Source organism: Paenibacillus sp. LX16, assembly GCF_036252815.1.
Lineage (GTDB): Bacteria > Bacillota > Bacilli > Paenibacillales > Paenibacillaceae > Paenibacillus > Paenibacillus polymyxa_B.
The window spans coordinates 1,413,067-1,427,188 of the sequence record NZ_CP141152.1 but is presented as its reverse complement, the minus strand read 5'-3'; the positions used below and the strand labels follow the sequence as shown (position 1 = coordinate 1,427,188).

Here is a 14,122-nt window from a genome sequence, read left to right as displayed (position 1 = left end):
ATTTTAGACATTTCGTCTAAACGCTTATTCTAAAAAAATGAAAATGCAAAAACGGATCGAATAAGTGAGGGGGTCACTCATTCGATCCGTATGTCATAAAATCGGATGATAAGGGGGCCATTCTACAGATTATCAACCGATTTTAAGGGAAGGCCGACTATTTTTTCACCGTTTGATTGTATTGCGCAATTTTGCCTGTAATTTCTTGTGCAGCTTGATCCAATGCCTGTTTTGGCTGTAGTTGGCCACTCAGAACGGCCTCGATTGCACCTTCGACGATTTGGCGTGCTTCTGGGAATACGCCCATCACTGCGCCCTGTGTAGCGGTGGATTGTGCCGATGCGTGCAATTGGTCAACCGCCGTCTGGAATTGCGGATATTTTATCATATTGTCTTTGAGTACCTTCTCGTCATAAGCTGCTTTCGTGATCGGGAAGTACCCGGTATTTACACTCCATTGTGCCTGCACAGCTGGGGAAGCGACGAATTTAATGAATTCCCATGCTGCCTTCTGCTGGGCTTCAGGCTTGTTGTTCATAATGTACAAGCTTGCGCCGCCTACAACCACGCCGCCTTCTTTAGCTTCATTGGCTCTTGGCAGGAATCCTGTGCCTACTTCAAATTTATCGCCAACCTGCTCCACAATATTACGCAGCGAAGCGGTGGAATCCAGCGTCATCGCAATTTGTCCTGCGGAAAAAGCCTTTGCCGTATCGTCCGAGTTACGCCCCAGATTGGATACAACCTTTTCATCGATCATTTTCTTCCACCACGTCAGCGTTTTTACACCGGCATCTGAATTCAGCATGGATTCCGTTGCCGCTTGGTCACGACCATTGCCATTATTCACATAATCCGCGTTCTGATTGGCAAACAGTTGCTCCATAAACCAGCCGTAGATGGCAATGGAAGCACCGGATTTACCATCCTTGCTCAAGGCTTTTGCAGCCTTTTCGAACTCATCATACGTTTTCGGGGGATTAGCTGGATCAAGTCCTGCGGCTTTGAATGCATCCTTGTTGTAATATAAAATCGGGTTTGACGTATTGAACGGCATCGCGTTCAATTTACCATCAATCGTGTAATATCGTGTAATATTCGGCTCTAGCTGCGACAGATCGAACTTGTCTGCATCAATAAATTGTTGTACAGGTGTGATCATTTTGGAGTCGATCATGAATTTACTACCGATTTCGTATACCTGAATGATGTCCGGGCCGCTATTGGAACCAAGCGACGCTTTCAGCTTATTCAAGCTGTCATCATATTTGCCTTGATATACTGGCTCTACCTGAATATCCTTATGACTGGCGTTAAAGTCAGCAGCGATCTGCTTGATTGCTTTTTCACCGTTACCGGACATCGAATGCCACCAAGTCAGCTTCACTGGGGAAGCCGCTGCTGCCCCATCACTACCATTACTCGGCTTCTCTGCAGCAGTATTATTGCTACAACCTGCTGCAACCACCATGGCAGTCAGAATAAGCAGGGTCAATGCGCTTTTCAGACGAAAAAGTCTCATAATCTCTCTTCTCTCCCTTTGATTAAATGATTCTTGAATTGGCATTCTCTTGCGATATTCTTGTGTGTTGAAGCTCTGTATATGGGCTGCTTGCGCAGGTGTTGCTTTTCATTTGACATATGTGGTCAGCCTTTAAGCGCGCCCGCTGCCATTCCACGAACCAATTGTTTTAGTCCAAAGATCAGCAGGAGCAGAGACGGCAAAATGACAAGGGCCGTACCCGCAAATACCAAATTCCATGAAGTCGATTCCTGAAATTCGAGCATGGATATTCCGATCTGTACCGTACGCATATTCTCGCTATTGGTGATCAGTAAAGGCCAGAGGTACGAATTGTACATATTCAGGAACGAATACACAGCCAGTGTTCCAAGCGCAGGGCGCGATAACGGAAGCACATGGAACAGAAAGTAACGGATATGTCCGCACCCATCCATTCGAGCCGCCTCAAACAATTCCTTGGGAAGCTGGAGAAAAAATTGCCTTAACAGGAATGTTCCGAATGCCGTCGCCAGAAAAGGAACCGTCAATCCTTGATATGTATCAAGCCAGTTCCAGCTTCGTACCGTCAGGTAGTTCGGAATAATGGTCACTTCCCAAGGGATCATCATCGTCGCTACAAACAAGCTGAAAATGAAGTTTTTTCCCTTGAATTCCATTTTGGCAAAGGCGTAGGCCGCCAAGCTCGCTGTAATCAACTGCCCAATCATCGTCAGACCCGAAATGAGAAATGTATTTCCAATAAAGGCTGCAATCGGAACAATTTCAAACACTTCAGTGAAATTCGCCATATGAAAAGAATGTGGAAGAAAGCTTGGTGGATAAGCACTTGCTTCCTCCGGCGACATGACTGCCATAAAAAACGTATATATAACCGGGTACAAAATGAGAGCAGCTGCAATCGTAAGCAGCACATACAGCAGTGTTGAATTTAGGTGTCGTTTCATTGGTAATGCACCTTTCTTTCCACCCATTTGAACTGAATCATCGTGAGCAGCAGAATGACAGCAAACAAGACAATCGCCTGCGCGCTCCCCGTTCCGAACCGGAAATTAACGAAAGCTTCCTGATAGATGGAATACACGAATACATTCGTACTGTTCACCGGACCGCCTTTGGTCAAAATGTTAATTTGAGCAAAAGACTGGAAGGCTCCAATGATGGAAACTACGGTTACAAAAAAGATCGTCGGTGATAACAGTGGCATGGAGATACGCCAGAACGTGACGAGCGGGCCAGCTCCGTCCATTTTGGCACTTTCATACATGTCATCTGGAATCCCTTGAAGTCCGCTCGATAAGATAATGTAATTGAAGCCTAGATTCATCCAGATGGTCATCATGGCTACTGAGAACAGCGCCCAATCCGGGCTGGTCAGCCATGGAACCGGATTGATATGTAGCAGGGAAAGCACATAGTTGAACATCCCTAGTGTCGGATGAAAAAGAAATTTCCAAATGACCGCAGATGAACCGACCGACAACACCATCGGCAGCGAAAAGGCAAACTGGAAGATACGCATTCCCCGTAATTTACTGTGTGTAAGTGCAGCCAGTACCAGCGCCAATAAAATACCTACTGGTACGGTTAGCAGTGCAAACAGGAGTGTCACCTTAATCCCTTGCAGAAACAGTCCCGAGCTGAAAAGTGTAGTGAAATTATCTAACCCCACATAAGCTGCAACGTTTCCTGCGGGATCTGTAGAATGCAGGCTGAGATAAACGGACTTGATCATCGGATAAAACATAAATACAGCAAACAAAATAAGCGATGGAGCCAAAAAGGTATACGCCAGCGCGTTTTCGCGCAGTCTTTGAATTTTTAGCGAACCCGTGCGTATGCGGGCTTTAGACGAAGTCTGTTGCTGACTCCTCGTCCCCAGTCCCATAGATTTGTTAAGCTCACCCAAAACAGAACGCCCCTTTCTTTTCAAACCAACCTCAGTAAGTGTATCGTTCTGATGTAAAGGGAACGTCAAGTGGGCTGGAGTAAAATGTTAATGTTTTTTCTTTTTGTAAAAGCAACTCTCTATAGGTATAAGCACAAGGGCGTAGACTCCTGCATATAATGCATCATTACATGGTATGGAGGTTAGAGGCGAATGCCATACAACACTGTAAGTCCACAAACTTTATATCAAGCTAGACCGGAATTACAGGCTGAACTCAAAAATATCCGCGATCATTTGCATTATCAATTAAGCCCCTACATGAATCACACGGTTAGGGTACAAACGATGGATCATCAAGTATATGAAGGGACGATTGTACACATCGATGCGGATCATTTGTATTTAAGAGTCCCTCAGCAATATCACTCACCCTTCTCAGGCACCACCACCCCTGATCGCTCCTATGCCTACAACAATGTCATTCTGCCGTTGGTGTTATATAATTTATTGGTTATAACTCTGTTGAGCTGACGCTCGATCCATATACCTCTCTAATTAAAAGACAAAAAACCTCCAAATTCTGTAAGGAGCCTACCCTTGGCACATTACGAAGTTGGAGGTTTTAGTTATTTGTTTTCCATAATTATTAGTTCTCACAAGAGATACCTGCTTCTTGCTCTAGTACAGCTACAAACCTTTCTATACAATCTCCATTCGGCAGGGGGTGAACACCTCGTTCACACCCTGATTGATCAGCGTGATGTTCCCCCTAGAATCTGACAAATCCTTATCCAGCTTAGCCAGTGAAATATGGTGATAATTGATGAACTTGACCCAAGGAGTACCCATAGTGTAGGAATAAAAGATGATTCGTTGGGACGTCACTGCCAGCGTTCCATGATGCGATATCTTCTGGGAGCTCTGTTGCAAATTATACGTACACCCCATACATGATCGGATGTGTTCGCCCGCTTCTAACGTCAGACTAATAGCTCGCAACTCGTTTTCATTTGTTTGCATCCCGTCGCAGCTCCTTGACCTCAGATCAGCTTTTGCGGCTTGTCCCGTAGACCTCTTCATTTTTCGTCAGATTAAGACTCTCACGAACTGGACAATGACCTACCTCAACTGCACATTGAAACCAAGGATGGATATGTACAACTTAACATGGGTACAGGATGTTATCAACAAGCAAGCTATCACTATTATTTGCCTAACTCCGTAAGCTGCGCATTGCTGAAGAAGCAATTAGATCTAATTTTAAGTGATTGGAATTGATGAATTTCAGAAACGAGGAATGGTATACGCTTCTTCTTGGCAAGCTAATGTGAGAATACGTTAGAACGGAGAAGAAGCCTTATGAAATATAACCGTTTGCTGTGCGCTGGAATCGCTGTTTCTTTACTGTGTATCAGCTCTTGTCCCACTCCATCTACCAATGCACAAGCCCCATCATACGCCTCCCCTACTCCTACAAAGGGAAGGGCCTACTACGAAGAACGGGGCGACATTGTATGGGAAGTTCCTACCCGTCGTAAGCTTATCGCTCTCACATTCGATGACGGACCGGACGAAAGCAATACGCCTGCCATTTTGGATTTGCTTAAAGAATACAATGCTAAAGCAACCTTTTTTGTCGTCGGCAGCCGTGTAGAAAAGCTTCCTAATATTGTGAAACGAGAACGAGCAGAAGGGCATGAAGTGGGCAATCATACCTTTTATCATTCATCTTTTCAGTATATTTCCCGTAACAAAGCTCTGACAGAATTGGATCAAGGCCAAGCGAGCATCGTTCAAGCAACTGGTGCGGGAACCCATCTTTTTAGGCCCCCCGGCGGCTCCTATACCGATTCGTTAGTCAAGCTCTCCAAGGAGAAGGGGCTGAAGATTATTTTATGGTCCTGGCATCAGGACACCTTAGATTGGCGAAAACCTGGTGTACATCGTATCGCTAATAAGGTCCTTCGCAACGCCCGTAATGGTGACATTGTCCTCATGCACGATTATGTACATCAAAGTACACAAACCGTCGAAGCCCTGAAAATCATTTTACCGGAGCTCAAGAAGAGAGGGTTTACCTTCGTAACGGTATCCGAATTACTCTCTAATCGTGAAAAACCGGATGGGCTCATTGAAGTGAATAAGTGAAAGAGAGCAATTAAAGAGCGTTTTCGAAGAACAGCGTGAAACTGTTAAAGGATATTTTTAAAAAAGGCTCCCCACAAGTTTATCGAACTCGTGAGAAGCCTTTTTCTATTTCAATGTTAGTATTTAGCTATTTGTATCATTCGTTTGTCGAACCTGCTCAAGTACAATCGGTCCATATTCGCCTGATTTGTAATCCAATAACCCTTTCATTTATATAGCTATACCTTTCAGTCCAATGTTTTGGAGGCTAGCCATTGCATCATCGTTATTTTCTTTCCGTTAATCACCTTCGATACTTCGTTGTTATAGACGTAAATCCAAGACCAGTGGCCATTGTATTCATACGGTGTTTGGTCGCTCTTTTTGTACAAACCAGAGGTATCTACTACGTTATCAAATAACGACATATGAACATCCTTTGCTCCAGCATTCACTAAACGGTTGTAGGTCGGAATCGTATAATCGTTGGGCGGAACCACAGTGTCAGTTTTGGCAGCCACAAACCAGATCGGCAGCTCCTTCATTTCATTAATCTGTTCGTCGGTTATAAGACTATCCTTCAAGGCTTCACATGCGACCACAGCTGCTGCAAAATAATCTTTATAGTCACGGATCATCAGCATAGTCATGTAACCACCATTGGAGTCTCCGCCAATGTAGATTCGATCTGTATCAATGTCTTTGTTTTGGGCCACGTAATCCTTAATTAAGGACATCAATGCTTGCTCGTATTTGGAGGTGCCGTCTCCGAAGCCTGTAAAACCATCCATCCAGTAGGTTGGAGTCTGAGGTGCCAGCACATAAGCCCCTTCAAAATAGGATTGAATATCTTTAGATGCAAAATTCGCTGCATTATTTCCGGAAATCGGAATCGTCGGATCTGTACCTCCCTCACCCATACCATGCAGCCAGATCACCAAGGGGTTTTTCACTTTGTCTTTTGACGGTGCATAGTCCGCATAGGTTAAAGTAATCCCGTCGAAAGTAGCTTTGCCGGTTGTAAATTGATCAACCAGCTTCCGTATCTCTCCTGCGGAAGTATCAATCTTCAAGCCGGAAATCGTTCCTGATTTGGTTTTAATAGCTTTTTGCTGCGTGATCGTGTATTTGTTATCATTCCATGCATTAAACCCGGAGCCTGCCGCATCATAATGAATAGCGGAGCTTAGTGTTAAGGCCGGGCCGACTTCCATTTCTAATACGACATAGCTTCCGGTTTTATTTACAGGGTTGCCACTTTTGTCCGATACATAGGCCTTGGTGATTTTCCGGTTGCCACTCTCAATAAAGGGATTTACCAGCCTGTTGTCGCTTCTTCCCACATACACCTTAAATGTATCCTTTGTTATCGCATCTTTAGGTACTGGCTTACCCAGGTTAACAATGACCTTCGTAATAGCTGCTCCCCAATCCTTAACCTCCGCAACCGTCCGGTATGAGGTGGGCTGTATCTTTACATCCTTGGCCCATGCACCGGAACTGAAAGCAAGGGTCGTACCGATAGCTAAAGTGAATAACATAGTTGTTTTAGCAGCCTTTTGAAATCGTTTAAACATGATGTCTTACCTCCCAGGTCCATTAATAAAACGCTTACATTATTTATTTTAATGATTTTTTTATTTGTATCCTGTCTTTTATTAGCCTAATTCAGGTCAATTACTGACTCCTTGCTCCAGAATACCTCTTGTTCTCTTTTCGATATTGATGCGGTGTTGCCTGATAAACCTTTTTAAATACCCTGGCAAAAGACTTCTCGTTCGGAAATCCATGCTCCAGCGCAATTTGTATGATGGAATGATCCGTATTCATAAGAACACGATAAGATCTCTCCAGGCGGATGGCATTGATATATTGAAATAGAGTCATCCCTACATGCTTCACAAAAAAACGGGACAAATATTCGGGAGACAACCCAAAAACCTGAGCTATCGAATCCAAGGATAAACTTTGATCGTAATTCTTTTTGATATAATCGGTTATCAACGTCAGCCGCTCCAAATATTTATCGGAGTTAAAGCCACGGATAGATTCATTATCCATTTTAAAATGCATTAATAACAGATACACCAGTTTATAAGATAGCGATGTTAAATGGATATGTGCTAAAGAGTCATTATGCTGGTTGAGATAAGCCACAAATAAGGTGTTTAACAAATCACGCAGCTCCGCAAAATGCTGTAATTTCTGCTCGTTGGTTTCGAAAATGGATATACAGTCAAATGAAATGGGGTTACTGCCGTTAACATTTGCTCTAATAAATTCAGAAGGAATCAGAACCGTTATAGCCTCTCTCCCTTTTCCCTTAGCCACAGAAAAGGAATGAATAGCATTCGAATTAATGAGCACAATATCTCCTTCTTTGGAGCTATAACTCGCACCATCAATATAGATATTGTCAATTCTTCCTGAAAGTACATAGGATATTTCGATGCTATCGTGCCAATGCCCAGGTATGTATGCTGGTTCATTGGAGGAATGAACTATAATTTTTAACGGAAAATGATTGTCTGCCTGGACCAGCTCATATTTGTATTCCAAGTTTGTCGCTCCTCTCAGATGTGAACTCATAAATAGAAGAAAATGGCTTCAGCAGAGTGCCGAAACCACTTGTATTTAACCTTCCTCTCTCTATAAACAAAAAAACCTAAGTATAACAAAATACATAAGATCCTTGGATCTTAACATTTTGTTCCTTAGGTTTTGCCTGCGTAACAGTAACAATCCTAGTGCTATTCATTTTACTAAGCTAAGTATATAGTGGGTTAAAATCCATGTCAACGCTTTCATTTAAGCGTAATGAAATGAAAAAACCTTATAGATCATGTGTAAATCTATATATAACACTGCATTTTGGATCATTAAAAAAGGCTGATTATGAGAGTGTCCATAATCAGCCTTTTGTTTTACACTATGTGGTCAAACAGGGCGTCTAATCATAGAAGCCCTTGATGCATAAGTTTTTTTGCCCCCAACATAATTCATTCTAATCAACAACTTCCTTACAATTGTATAATGGGGTATACAAAGTAGCATTGATATTTCTGAGAATTTAATTTTCTAAAATATTTCACCTTCTCTTGGCGGCATAGGTATGCTCTATCCCGCTCCCAACTCTCCAGAATGACGATATCTCGTAGTGTAGACTTATCCGGCCCCATAATATAGTTATTTTGCTCAAAAGCAAGCAACTAACTTTTAAGCTTTCTGTACACCTCCGCGTCTTTATCTCCAGATCTAATATATTACGGCAATCTGCTGAAAAGTTGTAGACTGGACGGCGATGTTAAGCTAACGTGGCAGGTTAACCTAACAAGCAGACTGCCAATTACGTTTGAAAATACCCAAACGTGCTGCCGGGTTGACATTCAGAACTGGCCTTGTGAATCTGGTGGAGTTAAAGGGAGTGCTAGTTGTGTCTCATCTATTATTTTGAACAAGCATTGTATTGAAGAGCCAGCGAAAATTCCATCTGAAATACTGAGCTAGATGCCAATCTTCATAGCCATTTAATACACCTTCATTTAACCAGTAAGACTCTGGTTTTCCGCTCGTCGCAGCTTCAGACACATAAGCGATCGTTTTTTCTAAAAAGCGAATGACATCTAGGATTCTATCTGGAGTGGACACATCTCCATGCCCGGGAATGACAGTATCTACCTTCAGATCTCTTTGAATGCGTCTAAGGATGCGTATCCAAGCGTAGGGATTACCGTATGGCATGACCGGAATCGTCTTGTTGGTTATTAAATCACCAGCAATCAAGGTTCGTTCTTCAGGCACGTAAATAACGGCATCGCTTAAAGAATGGCCGCCTCCGTAGGATAAAACTTCGACAGTGCGTTTTGCTCCTTTTATAACTAGTTTATCGTCAAAAGTTATCGTGGGTATCACCCTACGAAGGGAAGGGATAGCATCATACAGGGCTCTCTGCACGGAAAGATCATAGCCGATTTCGGTTAAGATGTGCGGATTTTTTTCTTGTGAACGTACTTGATGTAGGCTATTTATTAACTTCTGAATGTTTTGTTGCATAAGATCAATATTCACTTTACCCATTTCAGATAGCAAATCTCTTGTCCAAACGGTAGATATAAAATCACTTTCCATGAATTCCTGATTGCCGTTGACATGATCTCCATGGAAATGAGTATTGATCACATATTTAATTGGTTTATTCGTTAATTGTTCTGCGGTTTGACGTAACAAAGCACCAGAATGCGGTAGGTTAGTTGTGTCCACAACAACGGTCAAATCCCCAATGTCAATAATTGCCGCATTCCCCAGCGAACCACTACCAGGTACCGAAATAGCACCCCAGATACCTTCCGCTGCTTGTTGAATCGTGAAATATTTGTTGTTCATTGTTTATGCCTCCATCAAAATAAGTTTGACACCATTTCCTTTTATCTTTAGTTTTTTTATGTTTCATGTATATCAATTAGCAACTTTAGCTTACAAGTTAGAGTCAACTAGAAATCAAGCACAAATTTTTGAAATGAAGTTTGAGGTGCAAATATCGACTTCGAGTTGACTTAAAGATGTATAATAGTTTTAAATTTTGGTTTAGAAAAAAGGAGTGACATAAAAAAGCAATGCTTACTATAAGTCAAGTATCAGAAAGAACGGGGTTAACTCCTTATACGATTCGCTATTATGAAAAAATTGGAGTGCTACAGGAACCAAATCGAAGAAATGGAAGGACACGCATTTATACCGAAAGTGAGGTTTCATATATACAATGTTTAATTAGATTAAAAAAATTGGGATTGTCGCTTGAGGAGATTACGGAATTTACTCGTGACGGATGTGTACTGGATAAAATTCAAAAAGGGGAAGAAGTTGCTAATTTTACTCCTGCCTTACACATACGGATAGAAATTCTTGAAAAGCATCTGGTGGAACTGGAATCCAAGCGGCAGGAACTTGAGTGCATGATTTCCCTTGCTAACGAGAAGATAGCCCTGTACCAAAAACTTACGAAAGACGATATAGTAATGTAGAAGACCTGGTTCACCACCAGCATATACGATGGCAACAGAATTGATTGAACTAACGGGAAACGTTAGTTTAATGAAATAGTGATAGTCTAGGGCTTTATTTTCCCGTCCTAGGCTACCATTGTTTCTTTTGTTGTAGTTATCAACAACATTTAAAAAGTAGACTCATACCAGTTACCCAGTTGAGCCCTTTACATCTACTCTAAATTCAAACTGATTCCTCATGAAAAAGGTTCCGTTAATCTTAACCGACTCCGGTGTAATATTCTCCACTGCTCCACTGTAATCCACAATATCTATCAAACCCTCATTCAACGGCTGAACCATATATACTCTTGCCTGGCTTAATGCAGCAGCAAATAGTTCTAAATCCGATTTTAACACTTTATATGTATGGTTCATGCTGATCACCTCAGAAATAGATATTCGGGTAAATCGTGTGGTAATTCCTACACTGAAGAAAGCTCTGCCGACCATAAGGTTAGCAGAGCTTTTTAATGACGATTAAGAACCTCCAACCTGTACAAGAATCTGGATACCAGGTACGGTTATAAAAACCAAAAAGCTACTCACAACAATTAACAGTCCCATTTTTCTCAACATTACCTATCCACACCTTTTCAATTAGATTGGAGAACTCTGTTTTGATTTCAGGAGTCGCACAGACTTGGAAACGCATAAACAGGCCAATACAATTTATAAAGTAAGTCTCATTATTTATTATATGTGACTTTACCATTGCAAATAACAATTGTTTAAAACCATCACTGTACCTTTCTCTGTTTAAATAATAGTAGGCCATTTCGTAACCAAACCATGCAATGTAGTCGGGTACTACTTGTTGGCTGTACATATCAGTAGATGTCGGGCGTTGAGTAAAGGCATCAATCTCTTTTTTAAACCTTAAAAGTTCATCATCAACATCCAAATTATATTGATTAGCAGCTATCATAACGTTTAACAACTTTGAAAGTTTCTCACCTTCCATGATATCTGCTGTTTCGGCTATGTATTCAACATAATCTGAGAGCACGCTGACATCTCCAGACAGGAGCTTATTTACATAAATATTGCATCGTGCCCAATCTTGATACATTTCTACCCAATAGAGGGTATCATCATCAGTCTCTCTGACCCAATCCAAGTCCGCATAGGCGTATGTATATTGTAGAGCTTGTTGGTAATCGCCTCGGGCATCACAGACACTCGCACATAGTAAGTCGGCATACGTGATGTACACAAACATCGGACGACTTAGTTTCTTAGCAGCCTCATTGCGTTCTTGGTTCTTCTGTTGATGTTTCCAATTGTATTGGATTTCAGCCTTAGCTCTCATCACCCTCGCTATTTCATCAACCTTGTCCCATTTACGCAAAGACCTGTACACATTAGCCAAATCCTTTAACGCATCAAGTTGTTCTAAATCATCTAGGCGCTCGACATAAGGCTCAAATAGTATAGCTGCCTTGTGATTGCGGCTTTGATCGTCTCCAACTTGAATCGTAAATATACGATATTGACAGACTGCTAATCGTTCTGAATGTTGATATTTCTCCGCTTCAGCTACCCCCTCATAGAGCAGCAATGCAGCCGCATGTCGTTCCTGCGACAACAATTCTTCTGCAATGTCAAATAGTTTGGGCGAATAAAGTAGATTGTCCATGATGGCTCCCACCACTCGACGGATTGCATCCAGCTTGTCCAACTCCGCACAGCGATATAAAAATGGCTCGATTCGCCTCATATTCGGAGGATGGTCGATGATGTAGTTTTCTATGAATAAGTCATAAAAGTGACCTTCCGGTAAACCCATAGCCTCAGTAATTCGATCCAGTTGGTTAACAGACAAAGGCTTGTTTCCTGTCACGATAGCACTTACTGCTCCCCTATTCATATCCGCAATATGACCAAATTGTGTTAAACTCAATCCTTCTTGTTGTAGGAATCTGTCTAATTCTGCTCTAATCGTAGGTGTATGCTTCATGTCATATCCACCTTCTACACAGAAATTCCAAAACTTTTTATTATTGCATTCTATTGTTGTCCATAATTAACCATCTGTCAATAAGTTTTGAAATATTTGTCATGCAATATTCAAATGAAATATGTATTTTCGAATATTAATGATTTTTACCATTTTGTTAATAATAATGTACATTTTATTCCTTTTTCTGCGGTATGATTGGTCAGTAGTACAAATTATACCATTCGAGAGGACGATTTTTGATGAAGTTTAAAAACACAGCAATTATCCTTACAAGTGCTTTGGCTCTAATGGCAGTAGCTCCTGTAGCTGCTTCTGCCGCACCAGTTACGGGGATTACATTCTCGAAGGATCATGGAGGTATAGTTATCCAAAGAACTGGCCAAGAGGTACATGAGGTTCTTGGTGGGACAAGTCCAACGATGGACTTAACCGTTGAGAAAGGTTATGGACATGTAAGGATTAGAGTTCAGAATACAGGAACATCAAATCTCACTTGGAGCTTGCAGGGTAACGGGAAAGAATACATCTTTAAAACTGTTGGCAAACGAGACTCATTAACGTGGACTAGCGTTAATTCATTCCCTAATGGAATGCCTTCAGGGAAATATGTAATTCAATTCAGAGCGGACGGTAACAACGTTGAAGGCGAAGCTTGGGGTACTACTGGTCAGTACACAGGAGACATTAACTAACCGTTACTACAAGCAGGGGAGCGCCTTGGAGATAAATCCAAGGCGCTTTAAGTATTCAATGTTGCCATACTCAGTGTCTAACAAAATACTGCCGACCAATTAAAGGTTAGCGGGGATTTACTATTTAACGATAAATTCAACTTTTGTTCCGTCTGCATATTCATCCAACTTGTGACCTACCCACGATCCAGCTCCACGGTTATCCTTTGGACTTATGTATTTAATGTCTGCACCCTCGCCACCTTCGGAGCACATAGCCCATAAAGTTGAGTCTTGTGCTCTTCGAAAATCTAAATACATTATCATACTTATATTTGAATATATAGACATTAAGGTTTAGACATCCCTTTTTCGTTTTTGTATGATTACTGAGCAAATAAACAAAAAGGGGATTTATACATGAAAAGAAAGCTCAATTTAATTTTATGCTTCACTTTACTTATTACTATTTTCCTCCCATTATCATCAGTGAGCGCGTACACTGGTGGGTATGCCAACGGCAAGAATGTTGTTGCAATGATATCTGACAGTTATTTTATAGGTAGACCGCATGCAAGCAAAAAAAACACAACGCTTATTACAGATAACTATGAAGAAACAAGCTATTTACTTCCTAAAGGTAATATGATTATGATTGATTTAGGTACAAATAGAACAATTGATTCATATAAGCTTAAAAGTGATTCTAAAAATTTAAGGATCATCTTTTACGACCAAGACACCGGTTGGTTAGACGCTTTAGAAACCAACGTAGGTAATGGAGAACTGACAAAGCTTCCAAAGGAAAAAAAGTAGATCGTGTTAGATTCATCACTCTTTATTCACTTAGTGCTGAAGATTTAAATATAAGCGAACTTGACTTTTTCTACAGTAAAGATGCAGTAC

At 41.4% G+C, this 14,122-nt stretch carries 14 protein-coding genes and 1 pseudogene; 5 read left to right on the top strand and 10 right to left on the bottom strand.

What is annotated here, in order from left to right; translation table 11 throughout:
- Positions 1-157: 157 nt before the first annotated feature.
- The 3 genes from T3H97_RS06570 to T3H97_RS06560 all read right to left on the bottom strand — a co-directional run bounded on the left by T3H97_RS06570 (position 158) and on the right by T3H97_RS06560 (position 3,431).
- Positions 158-1,522: an ABC transporter substrate-binding protein gene (locus T3H97_RS06570; protein ID WP_328802059.1), complete on the bottom strand. Its 1,365-nt coding sequence runs from the start codon at positions 1,520-1,522 to the stop codon at positions 158-160.
- Positions 1,523-1,647: 125 nt separating this feature from the next.
- Positions 1,648-2,469, bottom strand: a complete 822-nt coding sequence (locus tag T3H97_RS06565) for a carbohydrate ABC transporter permease (protein WP_328802058.1) — start codon at positions 2,467-2,469, stop codon at positions 1,648-1,650.
- Entirely contained in the window at positions 2,466-3,431 is a 966-nt protein-coding gene (locus T3H97_RS06560; protein WP_023987573.1) for a carbohydrate ABC transporter permease, read from the bottom strand. Before T3H97_RS06560 ends, T3H97_RS06565 begins: the two co-directional genes overlap by 4 nt.
- 192 nt (positions 3,432-3,623) lie before the next feature.
- Here T3H97_RS06560 and T3H97_RS06555 point away from each other — a divergent pair, with 192 nt between their 5' ends.
- Positions 3,624-3,944: a hypothetical protein gene (locus T3H97_RS06555; RefSeq protein ID WP_023987572.1), complete on the top strand. Its 321-nt coding sequence runs from the start codon at positions 3,624-3,626 to the stop codon at positions 3,942-3,944.
- Positions 3,945-4,112: 168 nt separating this feature from the next.
- Here T3H97_RS06555 and T3H97_RS06550 read toward each other — a convergent pair whose 3' ends face one another.
- Positions 4,113-4,433, bottom strand: a complete 321-nt coding sequence (locus T3H97_RS06550) for a PH domain-containing protein (RefSeq protein WP_328802057.1) — start codon at positions 4,431-4,433, stop codon at positions 4,113-4,115.
- Between the two features lie 339 nt (positions 4,434-4,772).
- Between T3H97_RS06550 and T3H97_RS06545 the strand changes: the two genes are divergently transcribed.
- Complete coding sequence (locus T3H97_RS06545; protein WP_328802056.1) at positions 4,773-5,561, top strand: polysaccharide deacetylase family protein; 789 nt, start codon at positions 4,773-4,775, stop codon at positions 5,559-5,561.
- Positions 5,562-5,788: 227 nt separating this feature from the next.
- Here T3H97_RS06545 and T3H97_RS06540 read toward each other — a convergent pair whose 3' ends face one another.
- The 3 genes from T3H97_RS06540 to T3H97_RS06530 all read right to left on the bottom strand — a co-directional run bounded on the left by T3H97_RS06540 (position 5,789) and on the right by T3H97_RS06530 (position 9,923).
- Positions 5,789-7,117 (bottom strand): prolyl oligopeptidase family serine peptidase, encoded by a 1,329-nt coding sequence (locus T3H97_RS06540; RefSeq protein ID WP_328802055.1) that lies wholly within the window; start codon positions 7,115-7,117, stop codon positions 5,789-5,791.
- Between the two features lie 100 nt (positions 7,118-7,217).
- Entirely contained in the window at positions 7,218-8,099 is an 882-nt protein-coding gene (locus T3H97_RS06535) for an AraC family transcriptional regulator (RefSeq protein WP_328802054.1), read from the bottom strand.
- Between the two features lie 879 nt (positions 8,100-8,978).
- Positions 8,979-9,923, bottom strand: coding sequence for an MBL fold metallo-hydrolase (locus tag T3H97_RS06530; protein WP_328802053.1), 945 nt, complete (start codon positions 9,921-9,923; stop codon positions 8,979-8,981).
- A 230-nt stretch (positions 9,924-10,153) separates the two neighbouring features.
- Here T3H97_RS06530 and T3H97_RS06525 point away from each other — a divergent pair, with 230 nt between their 5' ends.
- Complete coding sequence (locus tag T3H97_RS06525) at positions 10,154-10,561, top strand: MerR family transcriptional regulator (RefSeq protein ID WP_023987566.1); 408 nt, start codon at positions 10,154-10,156, stop codon at positions 10,559-10,561.
- A gap of 171 nt (positions 10,562-10,732) precedes the next feature.
- Here the strand turns inward: T3H97_RS06525 and T3H97_RS06520 are convergent, their stop codons facing one another.
- A complete protein-coding gene (locus tag T3H97_RS06520; RefSeq protein ID WP_254329302.1) occupies positions 10,733-10,960 on the bottom strand; it encodes a hypothetical protein in 228 nt (75 codons plus the stop codon).
- 163 nt (positions 10,961-11,123) lie between these two features.
- The gene (locus T3H97_RS06515) at positions 11,124-12,542 is read right to left on the bottom strand and encodes a transcriptional regulator (protein WP_328802052.1); all 1,419 of its coding nucleotides are present in this window, start codon (positions 12,540-12,542) and stop codon (positions 11,124-11,126) included.
- Positions 12,543-12,784: 242 nt separating this feature from the next.
- On the opposite strand from T3H97_RS06515, the gene T3H97_RS06510 reads away from it, so the two are divergent.
- Complete coding sequence (locus T3H97_RS06510; RefSeq protein ID WP_322174025.1) at positions 12,785-13,237, top strand: hypothetical protein; 453 nt, start codon at positions 12,785-12,787, stop codon at positions 13,235-13,237.
- A 120-nt stretch (positions 13,238-13,357) separates the two neighbouring features.
- On the opposite strand, the pseudogene T3H97_RS06505 reads toward T3H97_RS06510, so the two are convergent.
- A pseudogene (locus T3H97_RS06505) lies at positions 13,358-13,498 on the bottom strand (NucA/NucB deoxyribonuclease domain-containing protein); the annotation flags it as partial.
- Positions 13,499-13,636: 138 nt separating this feature from the next.
- On the opposite strand from T3H97_RS06505, the gene T3H97_RS06500 reads away from it, so the two are divergent.
- Positions 13,637-14,032: a hypothetical protein gene (locus T3H97_RS06500; RefSeq protein WP_328802051.1), complete on the top strand. Its 396-nt coding sequence runs from the start codon at positions 13,637-13,639 to the stop codon at positions 14,030-14,032.
- Positions 14,033-14,122 lie beyond the last annotated feature (90 nt).